This is a genomic window from Vibrio sp. 11986-1-5, from assembly GCF_963878025.1.
Lineage (GTDB): Bacteria > Pseudomonadota > Gammaproteobacteria > Enterobacterales > Vibrionaceae > Vibrio > Vibrio injensis.
In genome coordinates, this window is record NZ_CAWNVW010000022.1 from 246,895 (window position 1) to 272,037 (window position 25,143).

The 25,143-nt window shown below is 42.1% G+C and carries 27 protein-coding genes; 16 read left to right on the top strand and 11 right to left on the bottom strand.

The window, feature by feature from the left end:
• Positions 1–26 precede the first annotated feature (26 nt).
• From AACS00_RS06995 to AACS00_RS07030, 8 genes are all read left to right on the top strand, one after another.
• Positions 27–1,121, top strand: a complete 1,095-nt coding sequence (locus tag AACS00_RS06995) for a protein-glutamate methylesterase/protein-glutamine glutaminase (RefSeq protein ID WP_110166927.1) — start codon at positions 27–29, stop codon at positions 1,119–1,121.
• A 307-nt stretch (positions 1,122–1,428) separates the two neighbouring features.
• Positions 1,429–2,196, top strand: coding sequence for a DUF3450 domain-containing protein (locus AACS00_RS07000; RefSeq protein ID WP_072669152.1), 768 nt, complete (start codon positions 1,429–1,431; stop codon positions 2,194–2,196).
• Positions 2,193–3,566 carry a MotA/TolQ/ExbB proton channel family protein gene (locus AACS00_RS07005; protein WP_375152944.1) on the top strand — a complete coding sequence of 458 codons (1,374 nt, stop codon included), beginning with the start codon at positions 2,193–2,195 and terminating at the stop codon, positions 3,564–3,566. The genes AACS00_RS07000 and AACS00_RS07005 overlap by 4 nt, the downstream gene beginning before the upstream one ends.
• Before the next feature lie 9 nt (positions 3,567–3,575).
• The gene (locus AACS00_RS07010; RefSeq protein WP_072669150.1) at positions 3,576–4,121 is read left to right on the top strand and encodes a MotA/TolQ/ExbB proton channel family protein; all 546 of its coding nucleotides are present in this window, start codon (positions 3,576–3,578) and stop codon (positions 4,119–4,121) included.
• Positions 4,118–4,522, top strand: a complete 405-nt coding sequence (locus tag AACS00_RS07015; protein WP_004395236.1) for an ExbD/TolR family protein — start codon at positions 4,118–4,120, stop codon at positions 4,520–4,522. The genes AACS00_RS07010 and AACS00_RS07015 overlap by 4 nt, the downstream gene beginning before the upstream one ends.
• A complete protein-coding gene (locus AACS00_RS07020) occupies positions 4,522–5,142 on the top strand; it encodes an energy transducer TonB (RefSeq protein WP_110166929.1) in 621 nt (206 codons plus the stop codon). The genes AACS00_RS07015 and AACS00_RS07020 overlap by 1 nt, the downstream gene beginning before the upstream one ends.
• Positions 5,139–6,332, top strand: a complete 1,194-nt coding sequence (locus tag AACS00_RS07025; protein WP_072669147.1) for a tetratricopeptide repeat protein — start codon at positions 5,139–5,141, stop codon at positions 6,330–6,332. The genes AACS00_RS07020 and AACS00_RS07025 overlap by 4 nt, the downstream gene beginning before the upstream one ends.
• A gap of 258 nt (positions 6,333–6,590) precedes the next feature.
• Positions 6,591–7,433: a DNA ligase gene (locus AACS00_RS07030; RefSeq protein ID WP_375152945.1), complete on the top strand. Its 843-nt coding sequence runs from the start codon at positions 6,591–6,593 to the stop codon at positions 7,431–7,433.
• Here AACS00_RS07030 and AACS00_RS07035 read toward each other — a convergent pair.
• Both AACS00_RS07035 and AACS00_RS07040 read right to left on the bottom strand, forming a co-directional pair.
• Positions 7,430–8,392, bottom strand: a complete 963-nt coding sequence (locus AACS00_RS07035) for a DUF3080 family protein (protein WP_110166931.1) — start codon at positions 8,390–8,392, stop codon at positions 7,430–7,432. The genes AACS00_RS07030 and AACS00_RS07035 overlap by 4 nt on opposite strands.
• A gap of 185 nt (positions 8,393–8,577) precedes the next feature.
• Positions 8,578–9,948 carry an MATE family efflux transporter gene (locus AACS00_RS07040; protein ID WP_110166932.1) on the bottom strand — a complete coding sequence of 457 codons (1,371 nt, stop codon included), beginning with the start codon at positions 9,946–9,948 and terminating at the stop codon, positions 8,578–8,580.
• A gap of 141 nt (positions 9,949–10,089) precedes the next feature.
• Between AACS00_RS07040 and AACS00_RS07045 the strand changes: the two genes are divergently transcribed.
• Positions 10,090–10,698, top strand: coding sequence for a riboflavin synthase subunit alpha (locus tag AACS00_RS07045; RefSeq protein WP_110166933.1), 609 nt, complete (start codon positions 10,090–10,092; stop codon positions 10,696–10,698).
• A gap of 59 nt (positions 10,699–10,757) precedes the next feature.
• Here the strand turns inward: AACS00_RS07045 and AACS00_RS07050 are convergent, their stop codons facing one another.
• On the bottom strand, positions 10,758–10,961 hold the full coding sequence (locus tag AACS00_RS07050) for a CPXCG motif-containing cysteine-rich protein (protein ID WP_040904293.1): 204 nt from the start codon (positions 10,959–10,961) through the stop codon (positions 10,758–10,760).
• Between the two features lie 185 nt (positions 10,962–11,146).
• On the opposite strand from AACS00_RS07050, the gene AACS00_RS07055 reads away from it, so the two are divergent.
• The 3 genes from AACS00_RS07055 to AACS00_RS07065 are packed head-to-tail and all read left to right on the top strand — an operon-like array spanning position 11,147 to position 14,295.
• A complete protein-coding gene (locus AACS00_RS07055; protein ID WP_072669143.1) occupies positions 11,147–12,694 on the top strand; it encodes a DUF3369 domain-containing protein in 1,548 nt (515 codons plus the stop codon).
• A gap of 31 nt (positions 12,695–12,725) precedes the next feature.
• The gene (locus tag AACS00_RS07060; RefSeq protein WP_072669142.1) at positions 12,726–13,484 is read left to right on the top strand and encodes an ABC transporter substrate-binding protein; all 759 of its coding nucleotides are present in this window, start codon (positions 12,726–12,728) and stop codon (positions 13,482–13,484) included.
• Between the two features lie 37 nt (positions 13,485–13,521).
• Positions 13,522–14,295 carry a substrate-binding periplasmic protein gene (locus tag AACS00_RS07065; RefSeq protein WP_083544844.1) on the top strand — a complete coding sequence of 258 codons (774 nt, stop codon included), beginning with the start codon at positions 13,522–13,524 and terminating at the stop codon, positions 14,293–14,295.
• A 29-nt stretch (positions 14,296–14,324) separates the two neighbouring features.
• Here AACS00_RS07065 and AACS00_RS07070 read toward each other — a convergent pair whose 3' ends face one another.
• Entirely contained in the window at positions 14,325–16,268 is a 1,944-nt protein-coding gene (locus AACS00_RS07070) for a PAS domain-containing sensor histidine kinase (RefSeq protein WP_072669140.1), read from the bottom strand.
• 95 nt (positions 16,269–16,363) lie between these two features.
• On the opposite strand from AACS00_RS07070, the gene AACS00_RS07075 reads away from it, so the two are divergent.
• Positions 16,364–16,678 carry a heavy metal-binding domain-containing protein gene (locus AACS00_RS07075; RefSeq protein ID WP_072669139.1) on the top strand — a complete coding sequence of 105 codons (315 nt, stop codon included), beginning with the start codon at positions 16,364–16,366 and terminating at the stop codon, positions 16,676–16,678.
• 98 nt (positions 16,679–16,776) lie between these two features.
• On the opposite strand, the gene AACS00_RS07080 is transcribed toward AACS00_RS07075, so the two are convergent.
• Positions 16,777–17,643 carry a fructosamine kinase family protein gene (locus AACS00_RS07080; protein ID WP_072669138.1) on the bottom strand — a complete coding sequence of 289 codons (867 nt, stop codon included), beginning with the start codon at positions 17,641–17,643 and terminating at the stop codon, positions 16,777–16,779.
• Between the two features lie 384 nt (positions 17,644–18,027).
• Here AACS00_RS07080 and AACS00_RS07085 point away from each other — a divergent pair, with 384 nt between their 5' ends.
• Complete coding sequence (locus AACS00_RS07085) at positions 18,028–18,369, top strand: DUF3802 family protein (RefSeq protein ID WP_004395248.1); 342 nt, start codon at positions 18,028–18,030, stop codon at positions 18,367–18,369.
• A gap of 57 nt (positions 18,370–18,426) precedes the next feature.
• Here AACS00_RS07085 and AACS00_RS07090 read toward each other — a convergent pair whose 3' ends face one another.
• A complete protein-coding gene (locus tag AACS00_RS07090; RefSeq protein ID WP_110166934.1) occupies positions 18,427–18,912 on the bottom strand; it encodes an NlpC/P60 family protein in 486 nt (161 codons plus the stop codon).
• A gap of 10 nt (positions 18,913–18,922) precedes the next feature.
• Positions 18,923–19,708, bottom strand: coding sequence for a sterol desaturase family protein (locus tag AACS00_RS07095; RefSeq protein ID WP_072669136.1), 786 nt, complete (start codon positions 19,706–19,708; stop codon positions 18,923–18,925).
• A 111-nt stretch (positions 19,709–19,819) separates the two neighbouring features.
• On the opposite strand from AACS00_RS07095, the gene AACS00_RS07100 reads away from it, so the two are divergent.
• Both AACS00_RS07100 and nagK read left to right on the top strand, forming a co-directional pair.
• Positions 19,820–20,575 (top strand): tRNA-uridine aminocarboxypropyltransferase, encoded by a 756-nt coding sequence (locus tag AACS00_RS07100; RefSeq protein ID WP_110166935.1) that lies wholly within the window; start codon positions 19,820–19,822, stop codon positions 20,573–20,575.
• A gap of 180 nt (positions 20,576–20,755) precedes the next feature.
• Positions 20,756–21,664 carry an N-acetylglucosamine kinase gene (gene nagK / locus AACS00_RS07105; protein ID WP_072669134.1) on the top strand — a complete coding sequence of 303 codons (909 nt, stop codon included), beginning with the start codon at positions 20,756–20,758 and terminating at the stop codon, positions 21,662–21,664.
• 88 nt (positions 21,665–21,752) lie between these two features.
• On the opposite strand, the gene AACS00_RS07110 is transcribed toward nagK, so the two are convergent.
• From AACS00_RS07110 to AACS00_RS07125, 4 genes are read right to left on the bottom strand one after another with little or no spacing between them, the layout of a single operon-like run.
• The gene (locus AACS00_RS07110) at positions 21,753–22,028 is read right to left on the bottom strand and encodes a DUF2960 family protein (protein ID WP_072669133.1); all 276 of its coding nucleotides are present in this window, start codon (positions 22,026–22,028) and stop codon (positions 21,753–21,755) included.
• Positions 22,029–22,056: 28 nt separating this feature from the next.
• On the bottom strand, positions 22,057–23,850 hold the full coding sequence (locus AACS00_RS07115; protein WP_110166936.1) for a bifunctional molybdopterin-guanine dinucleotide biosynthesis adaptor protein MobB/molybdopterin molybdotransferase MoeA: 1,794 nt from the start codon (positions 23,848–23,850) through the stop codon (positions 22,057–22,059).
• The gene (mobA, locus tag AACS00_RS07120) at positions 23,847–24,434 is read right to left on the bottom strand and encodes a molybdenum cofactor guanylyltransferase MobA (RefSeq protein ID WP_110166937.1); all 588 of its coding nucleotides are present in this window, start codon (positions 24,432–24,434) and stop codon (positions 23,847–23,849) included. Before mobA ends, AACS00_RS07115 begins: the two co-directional genes overlap by 4 nt.
• Positions 24,412–25,125, bottom strand: coding sequence for an energy-coupling factor ABC transporter ATP-binding protein (locus AACS00_RS07125; RefSeq protein ID WP_110166938.1), 714 nt, complete (start codon positions 25,123–25,125; stop codon positions 24,412–24,414). Before AACS00_RS07125 ends, mobA begins: the two co-directional genes overlap by 23 nt.
• Between the last annotated feature and the right edge of the window lie 18 nt (positions 25,126–25,143).

A 25,143-nucleotide genomic window follows, 5' to 3' on the forward strand; every position in this document is an offset into this window, starting at 1 on the left:
CTCTTTTACCTCGATAGGCAAGGTTAATGATAAATAATAAAATACAAGTTCTGATTGTTGATGATTCAGCGGTTGTAAGGCAGGTGCTCAGCCAAATATTAGTCGATCAACCGGATATCGAGCTACTTCCCGCCGCTGCGGATCCTCTATTTGCCATGAAACGCATGGAAAAAAATTGGCCCGATGTGATCATTTTAGACGTTGAAATGCCGCGTATGGATGGCATTACCTTCTTGAAGAAAATCATGGCCGAGCGACCAACGCCAGTCATTATCTGTTCAACGCTGACCGAAAAAGGCGCTCAAGTGACCTTAGAAGCGTTACAAGCCGGAGCAGTAACCATTATCACTAAACCTAAAATGGGTTTAAAAGATTTTTTAGAAGATAGTGCCAATCAAGTGCTGCAAGCCGTTAGAGGAGCCGCTAAGGCAAAAGTTAAAAATTTGTTCAATGCTTCAGCATCTCATTCTGACAAATCATTATCCACGGAACATAAATTTCAGACTCAGCCAGCAGCCCCATTACCGATCAATTCATTACTGAGTAGCGAAAAAATCGTCGTGATTGGTACTTCGACTGGGGGAACGCAAGCCTTGGAATACGTTTTAACTCATTTGCCGAAACATGCACCGGGGATCGTTATTGTCCAACATATGCCAGAAAAGTTTACTGCAATGTTTGCTGAGCGCCTCAACTCATTGAGTCAAATGACGGTTAGTGAAGCTAAAAGTGGCGATCGAGTGCTACCGGGAGTCGCGTTGATTGCTCCTGGGGGAAAGCATACTAAGTTGTTGCGTAGTGGCGCTCAATACAAAGTCGAAGTGTTTGATGGTCCTTTAGTCAATCGACATAAACCGGCCGTCGATGTGTTGTTTCGTTCCGCCGCTCAACAGGCGGGAAGCAATGCATTAGGGATCATTATGACTGGGATGGGCGATGATGGAGCCAGAGGGTTAAAAGCGATGTTTGACCATGGTGCGTTAACTGTCGCGCAAGATGAAGCCAGCTGTGTCGTTTTTGGAATGCCAAAAGAGGCGATTGCCCTTGGTGCAGTACAAACCATTTGTCCTTTAGCGGCGATTCCTAAACAAATTCTGCGTTTTACTCAGCACATCAAGTGAACGCACTCTATTTTTTATTCGCGTAACGACAATGAGCGTGCAGTATACGGCTTCTGATTTGCCGCAGCAGCGGTATAACTGGGTTTATTCGTTTCTCCATTCTGGTTATCTTCTTGTCTCTATTTAACTTATGGGCATGGCGTTATTTATTATCTCCCATGAGTATTATTTCTACTATCGATAGAACGCTTTACATTGTTTACACGAGTTATCGCGTCTAGCGCTGATTTTAATTGAAAATACAGTTGATAATGAGAGCCTTTATCAATAACATATCACTATTCTCATGTGGTAATTGATGACAACGATGAATTTAACCAAACCAAGCCTCATTCTATTTTCAGCGCTTAGCGTGTTATCCGCTCATGCCAGTGTGCTGGATGATGCAAAGACAATCCAAAAAAACACCAATCACGCATCAGCGGTGAGCCAACAAAAAGTCGATAAAAGTGCTGAAGCGACTTTATCTCTTCAAGCGGACATCGAGCGATTAAATGAAGAAGTGAAAAACCTAACTATTTATCGTGATCATTTACTCTCACTAGTGGCTAGCCAGGAAAATGAAATGGCAAGCCTAGATGAGCAGATCATTGAAGTGCATCAAACTCGTCAGGGGATTGTGCCTTTGATGTATCAAATGATCGATGGCTTAGATATTTTAATCAGTGAAGATAAACCCTTGCGTCTTTCCGCTCGCCAAGAGCGTCTCGAGCGATTAAAAGAGTTAATGCCACGCTCCGATGTGAGTGATGCTGAGAAATATCGCCGAATTCTTGAAGCGTATCAAATTGAGATGGATTACGGCACGAAATTAGGGGTTTACCAAGATCAAATCACCTTAGCCGATAAAGACACGATTGAAGCGGACATTCTTTACGTTGGCCGAGTTTCATTATTGGCTCGCAATCGTAATGGTTCACGCTATTGGTCTTGGGACCAAAAGCAAGGGCAGTGGCAAGCATTATCGATTAAATCGAAAGGGGATATTGATACCGCCTATCAATTGGCTTATCAGCAAATCGCCCCAACGCTGCTTTACCTACCGGTTTCTCTTACTCCTGCGGAGGCAAAATAATGATCACTAAGCATGGCCTTGCAGCATTGAGTTTAAGCCTACTATTACTTCACCCAGTTCATGCAAGTAACGGTTTGATCGAACAGGCACAAAATGAGAGTCGAGTACAACGCAGTCATAATGTCCAGCGTGAAGCAACATTTCAAAAAACGGAACAGCAATTACGCGATGAAAGAAAGGCTCTGATAGCGCAAAGAGATCGCTTACAAGCAGAAGCCGATAAATTGTCTACCCGTTTTAGCCAAAATGAAAATAGCCTTGCTCGTCTAGAAGAAAAGCTGCGTTTAGAAACGGGCAGTTTAGGTGAGATATTTGGCGTCGTTAGACAAAATGGAAAAGAGTTACAAGCGACACTAAGTGATTCTGTAACGGGTGTTGATCGTCAATACTATGCTCCTGTGGTTGATCAGATTGTTGCGGCTCAATCATTACCTTCGATGAAGCAACTGATTGGTTTATGGCAGGCAATGCAAGAGCAAGTGATTGCCAGTGGCGAAATCAGCACGAATACGATTGCTTTTATTGATGGTGAAGGCAGAACGCAACAAGTGGATGCGGTTCGACTTGGTGCGATGGCTTTAGTCACTGAGCAAGGTTATGTCAGTTGGAATAATCGCCGTCAAGACGCGGTAGCTTATCAACAGCAGCCTGCTCAAGGTGCGCGTTTCTCTTCATTAACCGATCTTAAACAAGGAGACATGCAATCGCTGGTATTAGATCCTTCACAAGGTCTTCTATTTGAACAGCTTGCGTTAACTCCAACATTGAAGCAACGCCTTGATGCTGGTGGCGTGATCGGTAATATCATCTTGGTATTACTCGCGATTGGTTTAGGAATTGCGGTTTATCGAGGCATTGTATTAGTGATAGCTCGACAACGTATTCAACAACAACTTAAGCAATCTGAGCCAAACAGTAATAACCCATTAGGCCGAGTGTTATCGGTTTATGACAAAGAGCAAAATCGCAGTGTGGAAGCACTAGAACTGCGTTTACTTGAGGCGGTGGTTGATGAGCAAGCTGGTTTAGAAAAAGGACTGTCGATGCTGAAGCTTTTTGCTGCCTTAGCACCGATGCTTGGATTGCTCGGTACCGTTACGGGAATGATTGAGACTTTCCAAGTGATCACTCAATTTGGTAATGGCGATCCTAAAGTCATGGCGGGAGGTATTTCTATGGCGCTGGTGACAACCGTATTGGGTCTAGTCGCAGCAATGCCTCTATTGTTGGCTCACAATATCTTAAGCTCTCAAGCAGAAACGATTCGTACCATCTTAGAGAAACAAGGGATTGGACTTGTTGCTGAACAAGCAGAACGTGAGTCTCTAGCGGTGAATACTAAAAAAGCCGTCAACCACGCAGCGGCGTAAGGGATGAACATGAATCAAGCAGATGGGTTATTTTCATTGCAAAAGCTCTTTCTGCCCCTTTCCGAGTTTATGGCTCAGGGTGGAACAGTACTCTGGTGGCTGGCCGCGGTAGTCGCGGTCTGCTGGTTGCTAGTGATAGAACGGATCATTTACTTATTAGTTACCTTTCCTAAACAGCGTAAGCAGTGGATTGAACAATGGCACGCGCGTGACGATCATCATTCATGGCATGCGCAAGCGATTCGTTCTGGATGGTTGGGTCAAGCACACATTCAACTCACTCAATATCTTAATTTAATTAAAGTGTTGGTGGCTATTTTTCCGATGTTGGGTTTACTGGGTACGGTTACTGGGATGATTTCGGTGTTTGATGTGATGGCGACTCAAGGCAGCAGTAATCCCAAATTGATGGCATCGGGAATCTCTTTGGCGACGATTCCGACTATGGCAGGCATGGTCGCTGCTTTAGCGGGGATGTTTGTTTATGCTCGGTTGGCGAAAACGTGCCGTTTATATGAATTGAAGTTAGAAAAATCCTTAAGGAGTCAGCGATGAGACTGGGTCGACGTTCGTCCAATCAAGATGAAGCACAAATCGATTTAACCTCGATGTTGGATATTGTGTTTATTATGTTGATTTTCTTTATCGTAACCAGCTCATTTGTCCGTGAATCTGGGGTTGAGGTGAATCGTCCATCCGCCTCAAATGTGACAGCACAAAAAGATGCGGGTATTTTTGTTGCGATTACCTCAGCAAACGATATTTATATCGATAAAAGACAAATTGATGTTGAAAGAGTGCAGGCGACATTAGAGCACTTATTACTTGAGCAGCCAGAGGCTGCCTTAGTGATTCAAGCTGATGAGCATGCTTACAATGGAACCGTTGTCAAAGTGATGGATGCGGCGAAAGGCGCGGGCGTGAAAAGCATTGCATTGGCGGCGGAGAAGCGCTGATGCTACGTTTATTGCTGGCTATGCCTTTTGCGGCTTTGATTTCAGTGAGCTTATTTTCATTCATGGCTTGGATGATCAATAACGATGGTTTGCGCTCACCGACGCAAAATAATGCTCTCAGCTTTACTATGGTGATGGTTGAGCAAGAGCAAGAGGTGCAGCGCCGACAACGCGCTGTACCTGAACAGCCTAAAGCGCCACAGCCTCCACCACAATCGCCAGTGTCTAAGCAACAGAGCTCAGTGACCAATACGTTAACCTCAACATCGGTTCCCACATTAGGTTTCGATACGGCGATCAATGGTATTGCGATCAATGTACCCACTCTTGGTGATTTTGGGGCTAATCAGCAGGCTTTACCGCTGTATCGTGTTGAGCCTAACTATCCAGCACGTGCTTTAAAACGCAATGTTGAAGGCTATGTTCTACTGCGTTTTACAATAGATGAAACGGGACGACCAACGGATATTGAGGTGGTGGATGCCAATCCGCGGCGAATGTTTGAGCGTGAAGCGATGCAAGCCTTACGGAATTGGAAATATCAGCCTAAATTGCTGGATGGGCATGCGGTTTCTCAACCCGGTCAAACGATTAAATTGGAGTTTAAGTTAACCAAATGATCAGACGATGGATAGTTTACTTATTGCTGATTGGTTCTACTTCTTCTTTTGCGGTAGAACTCAGCCCTTATGCGGCGAATAAAGCGCTGCAAGCAAATCAACTCGCTCAAGAAGAGCGTTTTGCCGAAGCGATCGAACTATTAAGAGAAACCAAAGTAAGCCGAGGATACGATAAAGCGTATTTTGACCGTATGCTGGGGGTTTTTTATTGGCAAAATGAGCAGCTTTCTTTGGCGATACGTTCGTTGACAGAAGCGGTGGGTAGCGGAGAATTGGTTGATGAGCAAGGCTGGGCCACTCGTCGCATGTTGGCCGATTTATTACTTATGGATCAACAATATCAATCCGCCTTACCGCATTACTATCAGCTTGTAAAAGAAGTGATCAAAGACGGTAATGAAAAGCAAACCACTAGCGAATTATGGCTGAGGATTAGCCAAGTCCATTATCAATTGCAGCAATGGGCCAAGACATTATCGTCGATTGATCGCTATGAGCAACTAACGTCAATCGATGAGGTGACACCACTATCGCTGAAACTTGGTGCTCAACTTCAGCTCGAACGATGGAAGCCAGCGATTGTAACCTTAAAACGCTTGATTGCTTTAGAAAGTGACAAGAGCAGTTGGTGGCTACAATTGGTGAGTTTGGAGTTACGTACTGGGCAACCGAAAGAAGCCTTGAGTAGCTTGGGCTTAGCCAAGTTACACGGCATTGAACTAAATCAGCAAGAGTTAAGATTGCTTGCTCAACTGTACGCTCAAAACGGAATTCCTGAGCGAGCGGCTCAAATTCTTGGTTCAATAGAGAATGCTGACAGTGATCTTGATTTGATCACCGAGCGAGCTTCTTATTGGCAACGAGCCAAAGAGTGGGATAGAGCGATTGAAACTTGGACTTTAGCTGCGCAATTTGATGCTAAATACTATTGGAACGTCTCATTACTCTACAATCAGCAAGGTGAATATCGACAAGCTTTAAGCGCACTGGATAAAGTCACTGATAAAGCGCGTCAACCTGAGGTTGCTTTAGCTCGTGCTCGTGCCCTGTATAAGTTAAATCGACTCGATGATGCGTTAGCTCAGGCTAAAAGAGCTCAACATTTACAACCTTCCAATAATGAAGCTCAAGGCTGGATTAACTATTTAACCCAGTTGCGTGAAATTAACTCAAGGCACCAAGCCTCTTAGAATCGTGGTTTTATTACCACTCTATGCCCCATCTACTTTATTGTGAATATCATTATTGATGATGATCTTTAGGCTAGATGGGGAGTGAATCTCGTGTATTTAGGGCATCAATTAGTGTGAAATACCTCGCTAGTTGTCTTTTTCTGTCACTCAAATAACTGCTGATGTGGGCATACTTTCCTCACTTTTAAATCAGATGTCTAGCGCATCATTAGAGTGAAAATTTGAGGGCAAGTAATGTCATATAAAATCTCGTTAATTATCGCTTCGCTGCTGCTTATTGCACCAACTATAACAATTACGCCAGTTTGGTCTGCCGATTACCAACCGTTACCAATTGTCTATGCAAAAGAATATCGCCAAGGGATTGAGTTAGGAGATTATTGGCAAAGTGAAAAATTGGATGGTATTCGTGCGATTTGGGATGGGCAACAACTCACCACTCGTAATGGCTACCCGATCCATGCGCCTTCATGGTTTACCGAACCGCTGCCCAGCTACCCGTTAGAAGGTGAATTATGGGCGGGACGCGAGCAGTTTTCTTTTGTTCAACAAACCGTATTGGATAGACAGCCTTCGGATTCGGCTTGGCAAAAAATCAATTTTATGCTGTTTGATCTGCCCGCGATGGAAGGCGATTTTCGGATACGGTATCAACATTTAATTGAGATAACGACGAGCATTGGAGCGAAACATATTCAGTATATCGTCCATCAGCCGATTGAATCAGAGCAGGCGTTGCTAAGTGACCTTGAAACACTATTCGTATTAGGTGGGGAGGGGGTAATGCTACGTAGAGTTGCCGCCGATTATCAAGCTGGGCGCAGTGATGATCTCCTCAAGTTAAAAAAACATCAAGATGCAGAAGCCCAAGTGATTGGTTATCGGCCAGGAAAAGGTAAATATACGGGCATGATTGGAGCACTGATTGTACGTACTGAAGACGGTATTGAATTTGCGATCGGTAGTGGTTTAACGGATCGATTACGCCAAACTCCACCTGAAATAGGCTGTTTAATTACTTATCAATATAATGGTTATACCGATTCAGGCATCCCTCGTTTTGCTCGTTTTATGCGTAATCGAGACGTTATATGTTAGCGGCCGACGCTGACTGAACAGCGTTGAAATAATTGCTGCCAATAGTGTACATGTAATGCAAGGGCATCACGAAATTGTTGGTGGCTATCTTGCACGGTAAAGTGGCTCTTCATATTATCGTTGGATTCAAAAATGATTAAGAACTCTTCTAATTGAAGATAGACACTATCAATCCGAGTTAATGCTGGCTGAATTTGTTGAATATAATAACGGTTGAAGACATTTTGTAAGTAATGAAGACGGGTACGATCTTGGTTTGGACCGCATAAGATTGCGCTATCGTTATCTTGTAATTGCCGAGTCGTCGTCTTAAGCCAACGCGTTGCATTGTCTAATGAAAACTTGAGTGAACCTAAAATTCGCTGTTTTTCAAGCACCTCTTGATAAGGGGTAATCGTTGTATCGGGTAAGCTTTGCTCAAGTACTAGACGTTGATGAACGGTAGTAAAGGTTTTTAACGCTTGAGTTAATTCACTGAGTTCGATGTTATTTGCTAACCACGAATGGCTGGTCAGCTGTGCGCGCATCGCCACGCTGGTATAGAGTAAGTTATACCAATGTTTATGAAGATCTTCTCCTTTAAGTTCAGCAATCGTTTTTAGTTGTGTACTGACGCTTTCAGAAAGCGAGTTTATTTGCAAACAGTGTTCGATGCCGTTTAATAATTGTATCTCGTAGTCAAACCCTCGAAATTCATCTTGGACTCGACCAAGGGAGGAGTTTCTTTGGGCAATGAGTTGAAAAAGCTGGCATTTTCTTAGTTCATAACTATCAAGTAAGCCCAAAGTCCGTGGCGTGATCGTCAGCTCAATGTTGCGTTTGTCCGGTAACGTTTGCGATAACATTTGGGGATTGCTTAACCGCTCGGCTTGTTGAACGTTGGCAATTCGAGTTAAATAAGTAGAAAAATCACTCTCTAATGATGGATTAGAGTTGTCACAGCCAGCCAATACACTCATTACGACAAACGTATACAGACACTTAGTCAGTATTTTATTTCTATTGGCTTGCCGAAAATGATTGTGATACACGGACTGTCCTCCCAAAACCATCTTTATCTGTATACGTAAAATAAAAAAGCCAAGTTCAGTCAGAGTCATCACTTGGCCTTGGTTATTACGACCTGAAACTACCGTGTCTTTAGCTACTTAGCAGCAAATTGCATTTGTATCTCTTCATCTTGGGTTTGCATCCAATATAAACGTAAACCAAGCATTAAAGCCGCAGAGCTTAAGCCAACAATAAAGCCAATCCAGAAACCACTTGCGCCCATTGGCTCAACAATCCAGTCGGTCATCGCCAACACATAGCCGGTCGGTAAACCTAAAATCCAATACGCAATGAAGGTACGATTAAAAATCGCCGCCATATCTTTGTAACCACGTAAAGCGCCTGCAGCAACTACCTGAATAGCATCGACACATTGATAAATACCAGCCAGAATCAGTAGCTGCATTGCAAGGGTAATCACTTCTGAATTATTGGTATACAACAAAGCAATCTCTTGTCGAAAGATCAGGGTAAAAGTCGCGGTCAACAAAGAAGCCGCGACACCGACCAGCAAACCTACATTAGAGGCAACGGCAGCACCGGGGAGATTATGCTGACCAATAGTATGTCCAACACGGATGGATACGGCAGCACCTATACTCATCGGAATGACGAAGACTAATGAAGAAAAGCTGAGCGCAACTTGATGTGCCGCGACCACTAAAGAACCAAGCGGAGCGACTAATAAAGCCACAGCGGCAAAAAGTGTTACTTCAAAAAATAATGCGGCAGCAACAGGAAAACCTAATTTAAACAAGCGCAGTTGTGCTTTTAGTTTCGGCGGATGAAATTGCCCAAATAGGTTAATGTGAGCTAAACGGTTCGATGTGACGACATAAGCCAGTAACATCAAAAACATGATCCAATAAACAATGGTAGTCGCAACACCACATCCCACACCACCAAGGGCGGGCGCACCAAACTTGCCATAGACAAAGATCCAGTTGAGTGGAATATTAAATAGTAAACCCAAGAAACCGATGACCATGGCGGGTTTAGTTAATGACATTCCATCAGTGAAACTGCGTAAGGTTTGAAATAACAAGAAGGCTGGAACAGCAAACATGACAGCAAACATATAGCCGATGGTTTTTTCTGCCATTAGCGCTTCTACGTCCATAAAGCCTAAAATAATTTTAGTTTGGAATAAGACCAAAATGATCGGTAGCGACACCCATAATGCTAATATTGCGCCTTGTTGTATTTCAAATGCGATCTGTTCTTTGCGCCCAGAGCCATTAAGTTGGGCGACAATCGGCACTAATGCCATTAGTAAGCCAATACCGAATAAGATCGAGGGCAGCCAAATACTCGCTGCGATAGACACCGCAGCCATATCTGTCGCACTCACGCCTCCGGCCATTACCGTATCGACAAACCCCATCCCTGTTTGGGCAATAGAGGCAATTAATACAGGGGTAGCCAGTTTAATTAACGTTGAGGCTTCTTGTTTATAACGTTGCACACACTTCTCCGAAAAAGGAAAATCTAGGTCAAATAGTGACTCAAGAGATAAAAGGGGAGGTACTTTCGAGTACTTAGGGTCTAGAGAGAATGATAAAGAAATGTCACACTAAGCACCACGAAAATCTACCGGAATCACATTATGTTCACAGGTATTGTACAAGGGACGGCAAAACTTGTCGCTATCGATAGAAAAGCACAGTTTCAAACACATGTTATCGATCTTCCAGAGCCTCTCTCTAGTGACTTAGCCATAGGCGCTTCGGTGGCGCATAACGGTTGTTGTCTAACGGTGACTCATATTAATGGGCATCAAGTTTCTTTCGATCTCATGCAAGAAACCTTGCGCTTAACTAATTTAGGTCAACTTAATGTTGGCGACGCAGTAAATATTGAGCGAGCGGCTAAATTTGGCGATGAAATTGGTGGTCATTCAATGTCTGGGCATATTATCTGCATGGCAACAGTGGTTGATATTATCGATTCAGCGCATAACAAAACCTTATGGTTTGAAATCCCAGAATCGCTAATGAAATATGTATTACCTAAAGGATATATTGGCCTTGATGGTTGCTCATTAACGATTGGCCAAGTGGAAGCGAATCGATTCAATGTTCATCTAATACCAGAGACGTTGCAGCGTACGTTGTTTGGATCTCGTAAAATTGGCGATAAAATTAATGTAGAAATTGATCCTCAGACGCAAGCGATCGTTGATACCGTTGAACGGGTGTTGGTTAAGCAATCTTAGTCACGAAGTGTTAAGGGCGTGTTGAAAAGCGCGCCCTTAAGAGAATAAATACCATTAAATTAAAAAATTTGTTCGTCATCGGCATCAATATAAAGATCAATACAATCTTGCTGTTCATTAACTTGCATATTAAGGTGAATAGCATGGCAGCACGCTGGACAATCGTCATAGAAATCTTGGCTGCCATTACTGGAATCTAAAGTGATGCGGATTGTATGACCACAGTGTGGGCATAGTACCGCTCTCTCCGTAAAATTCTTCATACCGCTTTCCTTACTGTTACTCTCACATCGTTAATCTTAGCCAGTAAAGTTGCTTAAAACAGAAAATTAAGTGCAAAGTTTGTTCCCCTCGAGACTTATTCCATCAAGGACGATGTTTGAGTTTATAAAATCATCGTTGATGTGCTAAACCTATAAGTAGGTCGTTAAACAATAAGATGGTTATTATGGATCTATTTGCTGATTATCGCTCCCAAGACAATTCAGGAGCAGAGAAAAAAAGCCCCATGACGGCAAGCATAAAGCCTTGGCAAGTATTGCTGGTTGATGATGATGAGCAAATCCATCAGATCACGCAAATCGCTTTATCCGGTTTTACTTTTCAATCCAGAAAGTTAGAGCTGCTTTCTGCATTATCGGCTAAAGAAGCGAAGCAGGTACTTCAAGATAACCCAGACATCGCTTTGGCGCTGATTGATGTTGTTATGGAGACGGAGCACGCAGGCTTGGATTTGGTGGAATACATTCGCCGAGAGTGCAGCAATAAAAATATCCGTTTAGTGTTGCGTACAGGGCAAGCGGGACAAGCGCCGGAAGATAAAGTCATTCAACAATATGAGATTGATGACTATAAAGAAAAAACTGAATTAACGACTCAAAAATTGCGCACATTAATGTACTCGATGCTACGTTCTTATCGCGATTTATGCTTAATCGAAGAACAAAAACAGGGATTAAAGCGAGTAATTCAAGCATCGGCACAAGTACAAAATACCACAACCTTAAAAGCGTATGCCGAATCAGTTCTCAATCAACTTACGTCACTATTAAAGTTACCCGCTTCTGGTTTTTATTGCGTGGTGCGTCCGAAAGCAGACGGTACTGCAACTTATGCGTTAACTTTGGCCGCGATAGGTGGGTTTGTTGATCTCTCTAGTGAGTGTGATTTTTCACATTTACCTGATGAAGTCGCACAGCGGTGTCAGCAAGTATTAAATAATCAACGCTCTGAAAATTTTCATGACGCGGCTATTCTTTATATGCTCGATAGTCGAGGAACTGAAAATTTATTATATATTAATCTATTAGAGGAGTTGAGAGAGGCGGATGCTCAGTTGCTTGAGATTTACATGCAAAATATTGCACTGACCTTTAATAACTTAAACTTACAGCTTGATTTACGAGAAACATCCAAAGAGTTGGTTTACAACCTAGCTAATGCGGTAGAAGCAAGAAGTAAAGAAACGGGGGCACACGTACAACGGGTTTCCTTGATTGCTGAAAAACTGGCTGAGTTGTGTGGTTTACCAGAGCAAGAGGTGTACATGATAAAAAACGGTTCACCATTGCATGATGTAGGTAAAGTCGCAATACCGGATAGTATTTTGCATAAACCAGGTAAGTTAACGGCTGATGAATGGGAAATTATGAAAAAGCACGTTGACTATGGTGTTGAAATACTGAGTAAATCCAATCGTCCACTGATTGTGAAAGCAAAAGAAATTGCTGCTAGTCATCATGAAAAATGGGATGGCAGCGGTTATCCCAATGGATTGGTCGGTGAACAGATTCCCATCAGTGGTCGTATCACCGCGTTAGCGGATGTGTTTGATGCTTTAGGATCTAAACGTAGTTATAAAGAGCCTTGGTCGGAAAATGATATTAAAAATGAATTAACCTCTCAAAATGGTAAACATTTCGACCCAAATTTAGTTAATTTATTAATTGAAAATTGGGAATATTTTATTGCTATTCGTGAACAGTATCCTGATTAAGTTTATTTACTTATTAATTATAGGTGTTGTTATGAGTTTTTTAATGGGTTGCAATCGATTTTTTATATATGCATCATTTATTGTCTTTCCTATTTTATTTTCTATTAATGCAGAAGAAAAAGAACAATCTAGGAATGAAATTATTGCCCATCTGGGTGAAATTCCTGGGTTGATTAATGCTGATGGTAGTGGGCCTTTTGTTGATTTAGTACGACGTATTGATGCAATTGATCCTAATGTAAATATTATTATTCATGTTTATCCACTCCATCGTGCTATTTATGGTGTTGTGAATGGTCAAGCTGATTTTGCATTGCCAGCGATTAGAGTGGATGATCCGGATGACAAACTGGCTTACCGGTTTAGTAGTCGTTCTTTTGGTTTAGTGGCCTCTGTTCTTTATACTAATAAGGATAAACCATTTAGCGTCGATCAGCTTTGGGCGAACCCTAATCATTATATAATCGAAGCATTTCCTGATGATATGCCTTTTCCAGTAATGCGCTCTAATAGTATTAATACATCATTACTTAAACTGTCTTCTGGTCGTATTGATGGGTTTGTTTGGGCACAAGAAGAAGCCGACATTGCTCTAAGAAGTCTAAACCTGACAAATATTTATCGCCAGCATTTTTATGACCATGAGGATGTATTTATCATTCCTAAAGGGCCTAAAGGTGATTGGATTGATGATTATTTAACAAGAATGATTGATAAACTTAAAGATAGTGGTGAGTTAGAGGCTATTTATAAAGCGATCCATCTACCTTATGATGATTGGCAGTTCTAATACTTATTAAAAATAGTAGCTAAATTTCAGGGATGTTATGATGAGAAAAGTAATTACCGTAGTAATACTACTTACGGGTATATTTTTATCCATATCGACAATGGCATTAGAAAGAACATCGCTTGCAATTTGTGGGGATGGCAGTGGTTGGCCACCTTATCATTTTGAAAAAGAGAGAAAAGTAATTGGTTATGACATCGATGTTTTAGAGGAAATTTTCTCGCCATTAGGCCTAACGATAACGGTAGATCTACCACCATGGCAACGTTGTTTACGTGAAACAAAATTAGGTCGATATGATATCGCTTTGAGTGCCGCTTATAGTGAAGAGCGAGATGAAGATTATATTTTAACCGATTATTATTACACTCTTCAACCTAGTTATGTATACTCATCAATCACTTATCCTGAAGGATTACCTATCCGAACTGCGCAAGATCTCGATTACTTAAGAACTTGTGGCTTACAAGGATATAACTATACAGGGTTTGGCGTTGATGATAGCAAAGTTCGTAAAAATAGCAGAACCTTTGAGCAGGTCGTAAAAATGCTAGAAGCGAATCGATGTGATGTCTTTCTCGCTCGTTATGAAATATTGGCTGGCTTTAAAGCATCAGAGGGAATTGATCATCTTACTAATGGGTTAAAAGTGGTCAGTATTCCTGGCATTAGTGGTGATAAATTTTATATGCTTATTTCACGCTCAATATCTGATGGTCAAGAGCTTAAATCTATCTTTGATCAGCGAATACAACAGTTACGATCAGCGGGTCAACTGGATAAAATGATAGAAAAATACTTCACTGAATAACCAATAACCCACTTATCTCGAACATTTAATCATTCTTCTTTAGTGTCATCAATCACTAATGGTAGTTTTTTAGGGATACGAATTATAAATTTAACACCATGATTAATCTCAGATTCAAAAGTAAGATCTCCGCATAATTTTTGTTTGACTAAGTTAAACACCAAGTTTAGTCCTAAACCAGAACCGCCATAACCTCTCTTACTGGTATAGAAAGGTTCAAATATCTTGTGATGTAAATGGCGAGCTACACCACAACCATTGTCTTGATATTTAATTAATACACTGTCATTGATTTCCGATAACTGAATCGAGATTTTTGCATTAGGTTGCTGGTCGAAAGCATGATTAACACTATTGAGTACTAAATTAGTGATAATTTGCGTAATCACACCCGGTAAGCTATTCATTTTTATTGGACCGCTAGGGCTGATAATTTCCGGTTCAACAGGAATTTTCCTTGTCTCGGAATGCAAACTGGCCATTAAAGCATCTAAGGTTTGTACAAGCTCAAATTCGCAGCGACTTTCAGATACTTGATCTACGGCTGTTTGTTTAAAATCTCGGATCAATTTTGCTGCTCGATTTAAATTGTTTTCGAGCATTTGACCACTAGAAGTCATTCTTTGCATTAATTCTGAAAATTCAGTGCTGGTTAAGGTTTGATTAGAAAACGCTTGATTGAGTGCCATGGCAGTTTCATTAATGACAGATGCGGCAGTCACAGAGATACCAAGAGGAGTATTCACTTCATGGGCAACGCCGGCGACCAATCCCCCTAATGCCGATAATTTTTCGGCTTCAATCAGCTGTTTTTGCGTCGCTTTTAATTGCGCCATGCTCAGTTCGAGATCGTGAGTTCTAATGACGACTTGTTGTTCAAGACTTTCATTTAACTCATGCAATTGAAGTTGAGTGTTTTTGAGTGAGGAGATATTTAATGCCGTACCACGAAAACCAATAAAAGTCTCCTCTTTATAACGAGCGATAGCTTGTAACATCAGATATTGCTTGCCAGAAGCTTGTTCTATTGTGACTTCACAGTGATTAAAATTGCGTTGTTGATCGAGAGCAATCAATAGATCATCAGTTTTAGAAAAACAGTCAATGTCATTAAAAGTAGGTTTTTGTTCGAGATCGATTTTTAAGGTATTTATCATGCTTTCTGAACAATAAATTAACTCTCCTTGTTGATTGGTCTCCCATAGCCAATCTGATGAGACTTGTGTGAAATCAGCCAGCCGTTCTTTTTCTTGTTGGATATTTTGATATAGCTTGGTGATATTAGCCGTAATACGATTAGCTTCGTAACCAAGAAGATCAAGCTCATCATTTTTTTCCATCACCCATTTATGATTATTTAACTGTAAAGGTAAAGCGGGGTGCCTTGGATTGTAGCGGCGTAAATACTCAACGATTTGAAATATTCTCTGATTAATACTGGAATGGAAAACTATTAATAAGATCCCACATACAAAAAGAGTTTTAAACGCGTTAATCGCTAAAGTGGTTAAAAATTGTTGAAAGAGGGCGGTATAAATTTCTTCTGCATTAGACTCAACATAAATGGTACCAATGGTTTCAAAGCTCTGATCAGGCAAATTGAAATAAACTAATGGATAAGTATCGGTGATTGGATAGTTTTCCACTTTTTCTCCGGCGCTCAATACCGTTTGGACCGACTGTATTTCTAAGTATTGAATTTTTGGGAGGTTAACCAATAGGTCGAGATGCTGTTGTAATAGCGCTAAATCGTAAGACCATAGTGAGCTAACGAGCAGCTCGGAATGCACATTCTCTACCTCATAATGTTTTTGGTTGATGTCATTGATCTCTTGTCTATAGTCCCAGTAGATTTGTAGCAATGTTGTCGTGAGGGTTAAAATACCACTCAAGATCACCATAATGATAATGATACGTCTGCCTATCCGACTTGAAAAAGGATTGCTTACGGCATCTGTGTATTGTTGTGTCATTACATACCTTCCAAATAGTCAGCGACTTTATAAAGTATAGCTGGTAAATTTAATTAATCTGTGTAAAAGCAAATAGATAAATAGTGAGGTATTTGATGATTTACACCACAACAGAAACCATTCCTGGTAGAGAGATTGTTGATATTCTTGGTGTTGTAATGGGCAATGTCGTTCAGTCTAAGCATGTAGGGCGAGATATTATGGCCAATTTAAAGGGAATCATTGGCGGTGAGTTGCATGGCTATACTGAACTACTGACTGAGGCTCGTGGGGTGGCGATTGAGCGTCTACTGGTAGAAGCAAAACAACTCAAAGCGGATGCTGTGGTTGGGGTTCGTTTTACCACCAGTGCGATTACGAATGGCTCTTCCGAGGTATTGGCTTTTGGTACGGCGGTCAAACTAAAGTGATCATTTGAGGTTTAAAACCAACACGGTATGTTTTAGAGCATGCCGTGTTGGGATGAGTGGGTTCGTTAGATAGGGATCTTGTTATTCCTACCTTGAATTTAAAAAGCGAGAATTTTCTGTATCGCGTCATCGGCTTGATTTAAATAGTGACCACCAAATTGATTACAATGATTAAGGCGATGATAAAGATTATAAATTTCTTTACGTTGTTGGTATTTATTGTCTAGAGGAAGTAGGCTTTGGTAGCCTTGATAAAATTCATCTTGGAATCCTGTCACTAACTCTGTCATTGCAATATCACATTCACGATCACCCCAATAGCAAGCCGGATCATAACAAATTGGCCCGGTGACAGAATGGGCAACGTTACTAAACCAGAGTGCACCATGTAAAAGAGAAGGTTTAGGTGTGTGAGAGGTCAGTTGCTGTTTAATCACATCGACAAATTCATCAATGTTAACTAAAAATATCCCTTTTTCTTTGAGTAATTGTAGTTGCCAGCCGATACGCTGCTCTGCAAAGAAAAGATGCCATTTCTTATTCCAGGGGTTGGGCTGAAGGACTTCACCGAGATAATTATCTTCATCAAAGCCGTACTCTTTTTGTTCTCCCCACCGATGAAGTTTCGCCATCTGTTGACCGAATCGATACTGGTTATTGAGGTCATCTAGTGGTTTGGTTGGCAAATAATCTAAGATAATAAAGGAGTGATTTTTGGTCACTCCGACGACTATCGGTTGTGGAACCAAGACGGATTGACTCTCTGAGAGCAGACGCAGACTATTCGCCTCCGCTTCGTAAAGAGGTAAATTGTCACGATGGTTAACTTTGACAAAGTAGCGTTCATTGCCATTAGAAATCATGTAACAATCATGAATATCTCCCGCTTCTAATCTGCTTTTTTCAACAAGATCAAATTGGAATGTTAGGGCCGCTGATAGCTGTTGCACGATGGCTTGCCACATAATGCTTTTCCCATGTCGATGAACTTACCGATAGTTTAGGTGAAATAGGTGAGGATTTCAGACTTCAAATGCACATAATTTCATTTAGTTAGCGTTTGACGGAAGTAAAAAGAAATAAATGTGATTACAATCAAGTTTCCTAACCATAACCCGCGGCACATTTAGCTGTACACCAGCTTTAAGATACAATAATGTCATACCTTAAATCTTGCCACGCTCTTGTAGTTAGGCATTCATTAACAGCAAAAGCGACCTATAATTTGAGAAAAGCTAAGACACAACATAAAGATTCTCAGTCATTAGACTGTGAAAAAGTGTGTTGATGACTTAATATTACTCAAGGCAACGTTGATTCTGGCAATAAGCGGTAAACGGAGAAGAAAAGTGGTTGTAGAAACCGATGGTTATTTAGCTCTGATCGAACATTTGGCGATGAACATGGATATCTTTACCCGTGATGGTGATATTGGGCAAGAGAGCGTTGAAGATGTCATTACCGATATGATTGCCAGTAACATCATGGCGATCTTCGAGCAAAATCCAGAGTTACACTCAAGTGTTCGTTTTCGCTTGTTAAAAGAAGCGGATTTAGTTGTCGATGATTTAGGTGAAGTCCTGACGAGTGTTTGGCATAAACCTGCGACCAACGAGCAAATTTTATTTCTTGATGAGTATGTCGCTTTAGTTAAAAACTTATTTGATACCGCAGTGAGTAAGTACGACTGATCTGAGAGTCTTAATCGGATTAGGTAGAGATGCTCATGCCAGCCTTGCCACTGATGACTAAAGTGGCTTTTCTATTCTTCTGATTTGCCAAAATCTTGCAGCCCAGTAAGGGTTATCTAATCTTGATATGGTTACGCCTTGCGAGGTTGAAGCATGAACGAAGCTTTTGTTTCCTAAATACACCCCGACATGGCGAGTAGAAGATGAAGTTTTGAAAAAAACCAAATCACCGTACTGTGCGTCGCGGTAGGCGACAGCTTTGCCTTGTTGACTCTGTAACCATGTGGTTCGTGGTAAATAATGCTGCCAGACATCACGAAAGGCGATTTGTACAAAAGCTGAGCAATCAATGCCATTTCTACCGTTTCCTCCTAATTGATAAGGAACGCCTTGCCACTGCTGATACACGTTAAATAATGACGTGTCTGGCCATTGCTCGGCCTGCTGCCAATTTGATGCCTCTTGTTGGTTTATTTGTTCTTGCTGTGATGCGCACCCACTGATAATCAACAGTGATACCATTCCGACCGTTTTTAATCTCATACTATTTCTCTTAATCACGACGAAAAGGCTGGCTAAGCATTTTATCCAGCCATTGTTCTCTGCTTTTCTGAAAAAGGGGTAAGCCGATCATCATTTTATCGTGCCCATGCTCGGGTTGATCACGATAAGTACCGAATAATCTATCCCAAATTGACAAACAGAAACCAAAATTAGCATGAGTTTCTTTAGGGATAATCGAATGATGAACTCGATGCATATCAGGTGTTACGAGCCATTTTCGCAGCCAATAATCAATCGGGATAGCTAACTTAGCATTACTGTGATTAAACATAGCACTTGCGTTAAGGATGATTTCAAACAATAAGACCGCGCTAGGTGGAATCCCGAGTAATAACACCGTGCCAATTTTTATCCACATTGATAACAGTATTTCGATAGGATGAAAGCGTGCTCCTGTTGTCACATCAATATCTTGATCCGCATGATGCATGCGATGTAAGCGCCAGAGATAAGGCACGCGATGGAATAAGACGTGTTGCCCATAAATGATCATATCCAATAAGAGCAATGAAAGCAGAATGACTAGCCATGAAGGAAGAGTTAAGTAGTAAAAAATACCTATCTGCTGCTCTTGTGCCCATTGGGCAGCAGAAAATGCGACGATAGGCATTAATAGCATAATTAATAAGCTATTGAGACCAACTAAGCCAAGATTATTAGCCCAGCGTAGCCATTTATTCTGGGTAAGCATTTTCCTAGGACAGAGGACTTCCCATATCGCACAGCTGATCAGTACGACACCGAAAATAATCAAACGAACCGTTTCTGGTTGCATGCTTAACAGCCTCCTTGGAAGATAAACCGAATGTTCTCATCGTAAAACACTAGCCGCTCATCGTCGTGAGCGGTAGAATCGCCGTCCCTATTTTATCATTGTGTGCGAGTTATGAGAGTCCACGCTTTTCATCGTTTGTATCAGGAACGTCTACAGCAATCAACCAAACCTTTTCTTGCCCGTGGTTCAAAAATTTCTCGTTGCTCGTTTTGTCAGGTCGCGCAACAATACTGTTTGTGTGATTTTCAACCGAATATAGAGACTCAAGTCGCGGTGATACTTTTAGTCTCTGACAATGAAGTATTTAAACCGAGTAATACTGGGCGTTTGATCGCTGATACGGTGAAAGAAACTTATGTGTATCAATGGCATCGAACTCAGCCAGATCCTCATTTACTCTCATTATTATCCGATCCGAAATTTTTCCCTGTTGTTGTTTTTCCAGCCCAAACCGATCAAGATAAACAACGTCAACTGACTACCGTGGCCGAGAATAGAGGAACACGTAAACCTTTATTGATCTTTATTGATGGTAGTTGGCGAGAAGCCAAGCGGATTTTTCGTAAATCTCCCTATTTAGCCACCTTGCCTTTATTATCGATTGAGCCTGAAAAAGTCTCTAGTTACTTAATGCGTAAAGCCAGTAAGGATCAATATCTTGCCACCGCTGAAGTCGCGAGTTTAGTGCTCTCCCTTTGCGAAGAACAACAAGCCTCAGAAACACTACAACTGTGGTTTGAAGCATTTAAAGAGAGTTATCTGTTCGGTAAAACTCAGAATTTGCTCCACATTAAAGGAGAAAGACCGGCTTTGCAGCACTGGCAAGATTACTCAAGTTCTACGTTATTGGGATCCCAATGCCCATAACAATAAAGTGAACTGCCTCTAACGTTACATAAAGGTATGCTGGTTTCCTGTGCAAACGGGCAGCAGAAAACGATAAACTCGGGGATGAGTCACGGATAAAACCATCGCTATGATGGATAATATCGGCGTTTTTATTTTTGATATTTTAACCCAAGGTTGGGTGTTGAAGGAGAGATAAGCATGTATTACGGCTTTGATGTCGGTGGCACAAAAATTGAGTTTGGTGCTTTTGATGAGAATTTACAACGCGTAGCGACAGAACGTGTCGCAACCCCTACAGAAGACTACGCTTTATTGGTCGATACGCTGGTTGGATTGGTGGCTAAATACGATGCTCAATTTGCGGTTGAAGGTAAAATTGGCCTTGGCTTACCGGGGTCCGAGGAAGCCGATACAGGGAATGTATTGACAGTTAATATCCCCGCAGCAAAAAACAAACCTTTACGAGCGGATTTAGAAGCAAGAATTGGGCGTACGGTCAAAATTGAAAATGATGCCAACTGTTTTGCGCTTTCCGAAGCTTGGGATGAGGAACTGAAAAATGAACCGTCAGTGATGGGATTAATTCTCGGTACTGGTTTTGGTGGCGGTTTAGTTTATGAAGGTAAGATATTCTCTGGTCGCAACCATGTGGCAGGTGAAGTAGGCCACATGCGTCTACCGATCGACGCTTGGTTTCATCTTGGGGATAATGCACCACTGCTTGGTTGTGGATGTGGTAAGAAAGGCTGTTTAGACAGTTATCTCTCTGGTCGTGGTTTTGAGTTACTTTATCAACACTATTATGGTGAACAGAAAAAAGCGATTGATATTATCCATGCCAATGAAGCCGGTGAAGCTAAAGCGGTTGAACATGTTGAGCGCTTTATGGAACTGCTGGCTATCTGCTTTGCTAATCTTTTCACCGCCAATGATCCGCATGTTGTCGCTTTGGGTGGCGGTCTTTCAAACTTTGAGCTGATTTATCAAGAAATGCCTAAACGTGTACCTAAATACCTACTACCTATCGCAAAATGTCCAAAAATCATTAAAGCGAAACATGGTGATTCCGGTGGTGTTAGAGGTGCAGCTTTTCTCAACATTAAGTAATTACTGATTGTTGCACATTCAAATAAAAGTGGGCTTGTCATTCGACAAGCCCACTTTTATTGATAGAGTCGTTGTTTTTACAAGAGCGCTAATTGGTTTTCTTTGGTTTTTTACCAACGCCATGATTCTCTTTCGCTTGTAACGTGATGACCCCAAAACCGAGCTTTTTAAAATAATTATCACGGTAATTACGTACCGCTTTAGTATCCGAAATCGCCTCTAGCTGCAGTTCCATTTTTAAATAGTCTGAGATATCAATACCTTCGGCTTCCGCAACCGCTTCATGAATATTACGGTGCTTTTGATAAGAAAAAGTTAAGGTTTTTTGCTGTTCTTTATAGGTATAAATGATCGTACGAACCATGTTTTGCTCTTGAACAAATTGTCATGGGCTAAATTCTGCCTTGAAGTGGGATGATTGTCACGCTTTCACCGATATTAACCTTGTCGACTGCGGGTTCAATTTCAATTAAACAGTTTGCCTCGCTCATCGAACGAAGAATTCCAGAGCCTTGTTGCCCCGTTGTACGTACGGTTAACTGCCCATTGTGGTCAATATGGTAAATGCCTCGGCTAAACTCACTGCGCCCTTGGCGTGAACGTAGCTCTTCGCTGGCGATGGCCTTTATTTTTAATGGTTGCCAATTTGTCTCACCCTGCATTTTACGCAGTGCAGGCTCGACAAATTGAATGAAAGAGACCATGACCGCGACAGGATTCCCGGGTAAGCCAAAGAAAGGGCGTGTTGCGATATGACCAAAAGCAAACGGACGACCGGGACGCATATTAATCCGCCAAAAATCGATATGCCCCAATCGGTTTAATACTGATTTAATAAAATCGGCGTCACCGACAGAAACGCCTCCAGACGTGATAACCACATCAGCTTGATTGGCGCCTTGCTCAAGAGCGTGTGTCATGAGTGTTTGATCATCGCCGAGAATACCAAGATCAATAACACGGCAACCAAGATGGGTCAGTAAGCCAATCAATGTAAACCGATTGGCATCAAAGATAGTGTCTGGTGTGGCTTGGCTACCCGGGGCTTGTACTTCATCTCCAGTGGAGAAGATCGCGACGCTGAGGCGGCGAAACACCGAGATTTCGGTCATACCGAGTGAGGCTAATAAACCCATTTCGGCCGATTGGATACGCTGTCCTGGTAAAAAAACGCGGCTGCCTAAAGCGATATCTTCCCCTGCTTGACGAACATGTTGCCCAGCTTGAATCGAGGCGTGAGGAAATGAGATCAAAGATGATTCGACAACCGCTTGCTCACGCATCACCACTGTATCGGCATTATCGGGCATGGCCGCTCCAGTCATGATTTTCACACATTCACCTAACGCCAAAGGGGAAGCATAACGTTGGCCTGCCATCACTTCTGCGACCTGTGTATAGCGTTCGCGTTGTAAATCATCACTGCGGATGGCATAGCCATCCATCGCAGAATTACGATAAGCAGGGACGTTCACTGGTGAGAAAACTGGCTCAGCAATAACTCGGCCATAAGAATCACTGACCGCAATGCTTTCAACGTCACTTAAAGATGAGACGGCAGAAAGAATTTTTTCGAGCCCTTGTTCTACCGAGAGAGAGGCGGGTGACAAGGTGTCGCAATTGGCTTTAGCTACAGAAGGCTTTTGAGGCTTTAGATCAGAGTGCGGTTGATAATGGTCTACATAGTGCAAAATAAACTGACTTATCGCTTCAATATCATTGATGTTCATTTGCGGTAACGAGGTATCAACGGTTTCATCGGCGGCAATGGCAATAATATTGTGGTCACTGGGATAGAGCCAAGGTTTGGCCAGTGCCGCTCGATGGAGTTCAATTTTGGGAAAAGCGATATTTTTGCATCCTTCAACCAGAATTAAATCGAGTTGTTGTGAGTCAAAACGCTGCAAAAGGTAATCAAATTCCGCTTCAGCATCGACAGTTTCGGTCATTAACGCGTAACGTTTTCGCGAAGCAATGAGCATTTGCGATGCACCGGCCTTACGCAAGCGATAGCTATCTTTACCGGGCACATCGACATCAAAATCGTGATGAGCGTGTTTTAATACTCCGATACGCAAGCCTTGTTGAGTAAGCTGGGGTAGCAGGGTTTCCAGTAATGTTGTTTTTCCCGTTCCCGAATAAGCAGCGAATCCCAGTATCGGCAGAGAAGGACGTGACGTTGTCATGTATTTAACGCTCCAAATTGAGTCAGTTCTTGTGGCGTATTTAAATTAAAAAAGCAGGCAGGCGAGTCACTAAAGTCGACCTGTTGGGTATGGCATTCATCGTAGAGTAAAATGATTTTTCGATCGCCGCGTGCTAAAAATGCATCGAGTTTAGGTAATACCTGTCGATGAAATAGGGTAAAGACAGGTTGTTGATGCTGGCCATCAAAGGCAACTAAAATCTCACTTTGTGGATTGACTGCAGCGCAGAATCTCTCGACCAGATCATCGTTAATTAATGGACTGTCGCAAGGCACAAAGCCCACCCATTCTGTTTGAGCATGGGTTAAGCCAGCGTGAATTCCGCCCAGTGGGCCAGGGAAGTCCTTAACAATGTCACTGATCACTGGTGCATACTGTTGATACTGGGTTTGATTTCGATTGGCATTAATAAAAATTTGCCTTGTTTGCGGGCGTAGTCTTTCAATAACATGGGCAATTAATGGTTGACCATTAAGGAGGATTAATCCTTTGTCGTCGCCCCCCATGCGCCGAGCTTGCCCTCCGGCTAAAATGACCCAGCTAGTGTGAGATGGAGGTAACATTGCGATTCTCTGTGGTAGTAGGGGAAATAACGTGTAGCCGCGGTGATTCAAACAGCTGATGTTCTTTTATCCACCATTGTTTATGACACAATTCGGTTAACGGATTATTTTGATGGCTAGTGATCACCAAGCTGCAGCCACGATTCAGTAAATCGTTGGCCATTATAACTAATCTGGCAATAGATTCCTCATCCAGTGAAGCGCTGGGCTCATCCATTAATAAAATAGCAGGATTCAAGATCCATGCTCTTGCCATCGCAACGCGTTGCTTTTCACCTCCGGAAAGTACAGACACGTGTTCATTCGCTAAACTTTCTAGCCCGACCATGCGTAAGGCCGTGATCACTTGGCAACGTTTTTCTTGGCTTGATAAGGCACAGAAACGGAGCCCATAAGCAATATTGCGATAGACGGTATCATCAAATAAATAAGGGGTTTGATGAAGATAAATAATGCGCGGATTAGCTCTGCAACCCAATAAGCGTTGCCACCAAACGCGATGATGAGAGACCGAACCGGTTGTTGGTTTCAGTAAACCTGCGAGAATCTTTAATAGCGTGGTTTTGCCAACGCCATTATCGCCTTTAAGATAAACCGCTTCATGAGGGCCTAATGTTAACGTCGGAATATGGAATAAGCCTCGATCTTTGAAACGCATGGATAGCTGATGGGCAGTAAGTGATATCGACATGTGACCTCGTATATTATG

Coding starts and splice junctions, on each gene's coding strand:
- AACS00_RS07075 (WP_072669139.1), top strand. CDS start 16,364: ATGATTTACACCACAACAGAAACCATTCCTGGTAGAGAGATTGTTGAT.
- AACS00_RS07035 (WP_110166931.1), bottom strand. CDS start 8,392: ATGAGTGTATTGGCTGGCTGTGACAACTCTAATCCATCATTAGAGAGT.
- AACS00_RS07125 (WP_110166938.1), bottom strand. CDS start 25,125: ATGTCGATATCACTTACTGCCCATCAGCTATCCATGCGTTTCAAAGAT.
- AACS00_RS07110 (WP_072669133.1), bottom strand. CDS start 22,028: ATGGTTCGTACGATCATTTATACCTATAAAGAACAGCAAAAAACCTTA.
- AACS00_RS07095 (WP_072669136.1), bottom strand. CDS start 19,708: ATGCAACCAGAAACGGTTCGTTTGATTATTTTCGGTGTCGTACTGATC.
- AACS00_RS07100 (WP_110166935.1), top strand. CDS start 19,820: ATGAGAGTCCACGCTTTTCATCGTTTGTATCAGGAACGTCTACAGCAA.
- AACS00_RS07115 (WP_110166936.1), bottom strand. CDS start 23,850: ATGACAACGTCACGTCCTTCTCTGCCGATACTGGGATTCGCTGCTTAT.
- AACS00_RS07050 (WP_040904293.1), bottom strand. CDS start 10,961: ATGAAGAATTTTACGGAGAGAGCGGTACTATGCCCACACTGTGGTCAT.
- AACS00_RS07025 (WP_072669147.1), top strand. CDS start 5,139: ATGATCAGACGATGGATAGTTTACTTATTGCTGATTGGTTCTACTTCT.
- AACS00_RS07010 (WP_072669150.1), top strand. CDS start 3,576: ATGAATCAAGCAGATGGGTTATTTTCATTGCAAAAGCTCTTTCTGCCC.
- AACS00_RS07055 (WP_072669143.1), top strand. CDS start 11,147: ATGGATCTATTTGCTGATTATCGCTCCCAAGACAATTCAGGAGCAGAG.
- mobA (WP_110166937.1), bottom strand. CDS start 24,434: ATGTTACCTCCATCTCACACTAGCTGGGTCATTTTAGCCGGAGGGCAA.
- AACS00_RS07015 (WP_004395236.1), top strand. CDS start 4,118: ATGAGACTGGGTCGACGTTCGTCCAATCAAGATGAAGCACAAATCGAT.
- AACS00_RS06995 (WP_110166927.1), top strand. CDS start 27: ATGATAAATAATAAAATACAAGTTCTGATTGTTGATGATTCAGCGGTT.
- AACS00_RS07090 (WP_110166934.1), bottom strand. CDS start 18,912: ATGAGATTAAAAACGGTCGGAATGGTATCACTGTTGATTATCAGTGGG.
- AACS00_RS07020 (WP_110166929.1), top strand. CDS start 4,522: ATGCTACGTTTATTGCTGGCTATGCCTTTTGCGGCTTTGATTTCAGTG.
- nagK (WP_072669134.1), top strand. CDS start 20,756: ATGTATTACGGCTTTGATGTCGGTGGCACAAAAATTGAGTTTGGTGCT.
- AACS00_RS07080 (WP_072669138.1), bottom strand. CDS start 17,643: ATGTGGCAAGCCATCGTGCAACAGCTATCAGCGGCCCTAACATTCCAA.
- AACS00_RS07000 (WP_072669152.1), top strand. CDS start 1,429: ATGAATTTAACCAAACCAAGCCTCATTCTATTTTCAGCGCTTAGCGTG.
- AACS00_RS07045 (WP_110166933.1), top strand. CDS start 10,090: ATGTTCACAGGTATTGTACAAGGGACGGCAAAACTTGTCGCTATCGAT.
- AACS00_RS07070 (WP_072669140.1), bottom strand. CDS start 16,268: ATGACACAACAATACACAGATGCCGTAAGCAATCCTTTTTCAAGTCGG.
- AACS00_RS07065 (WP_083544844.1), top strand. CDS start 13,522: ATGATGAGAAAAGTAATTACCGTAGTAATACTACTTACGGGTATATTT.
- AACS00_RS07060 (WP_072669142.1), top strand. CDS start 12,726: ATGAGTTTTTTAATGGGTTGCAATCGATTTTTTATATATGCATCATTT.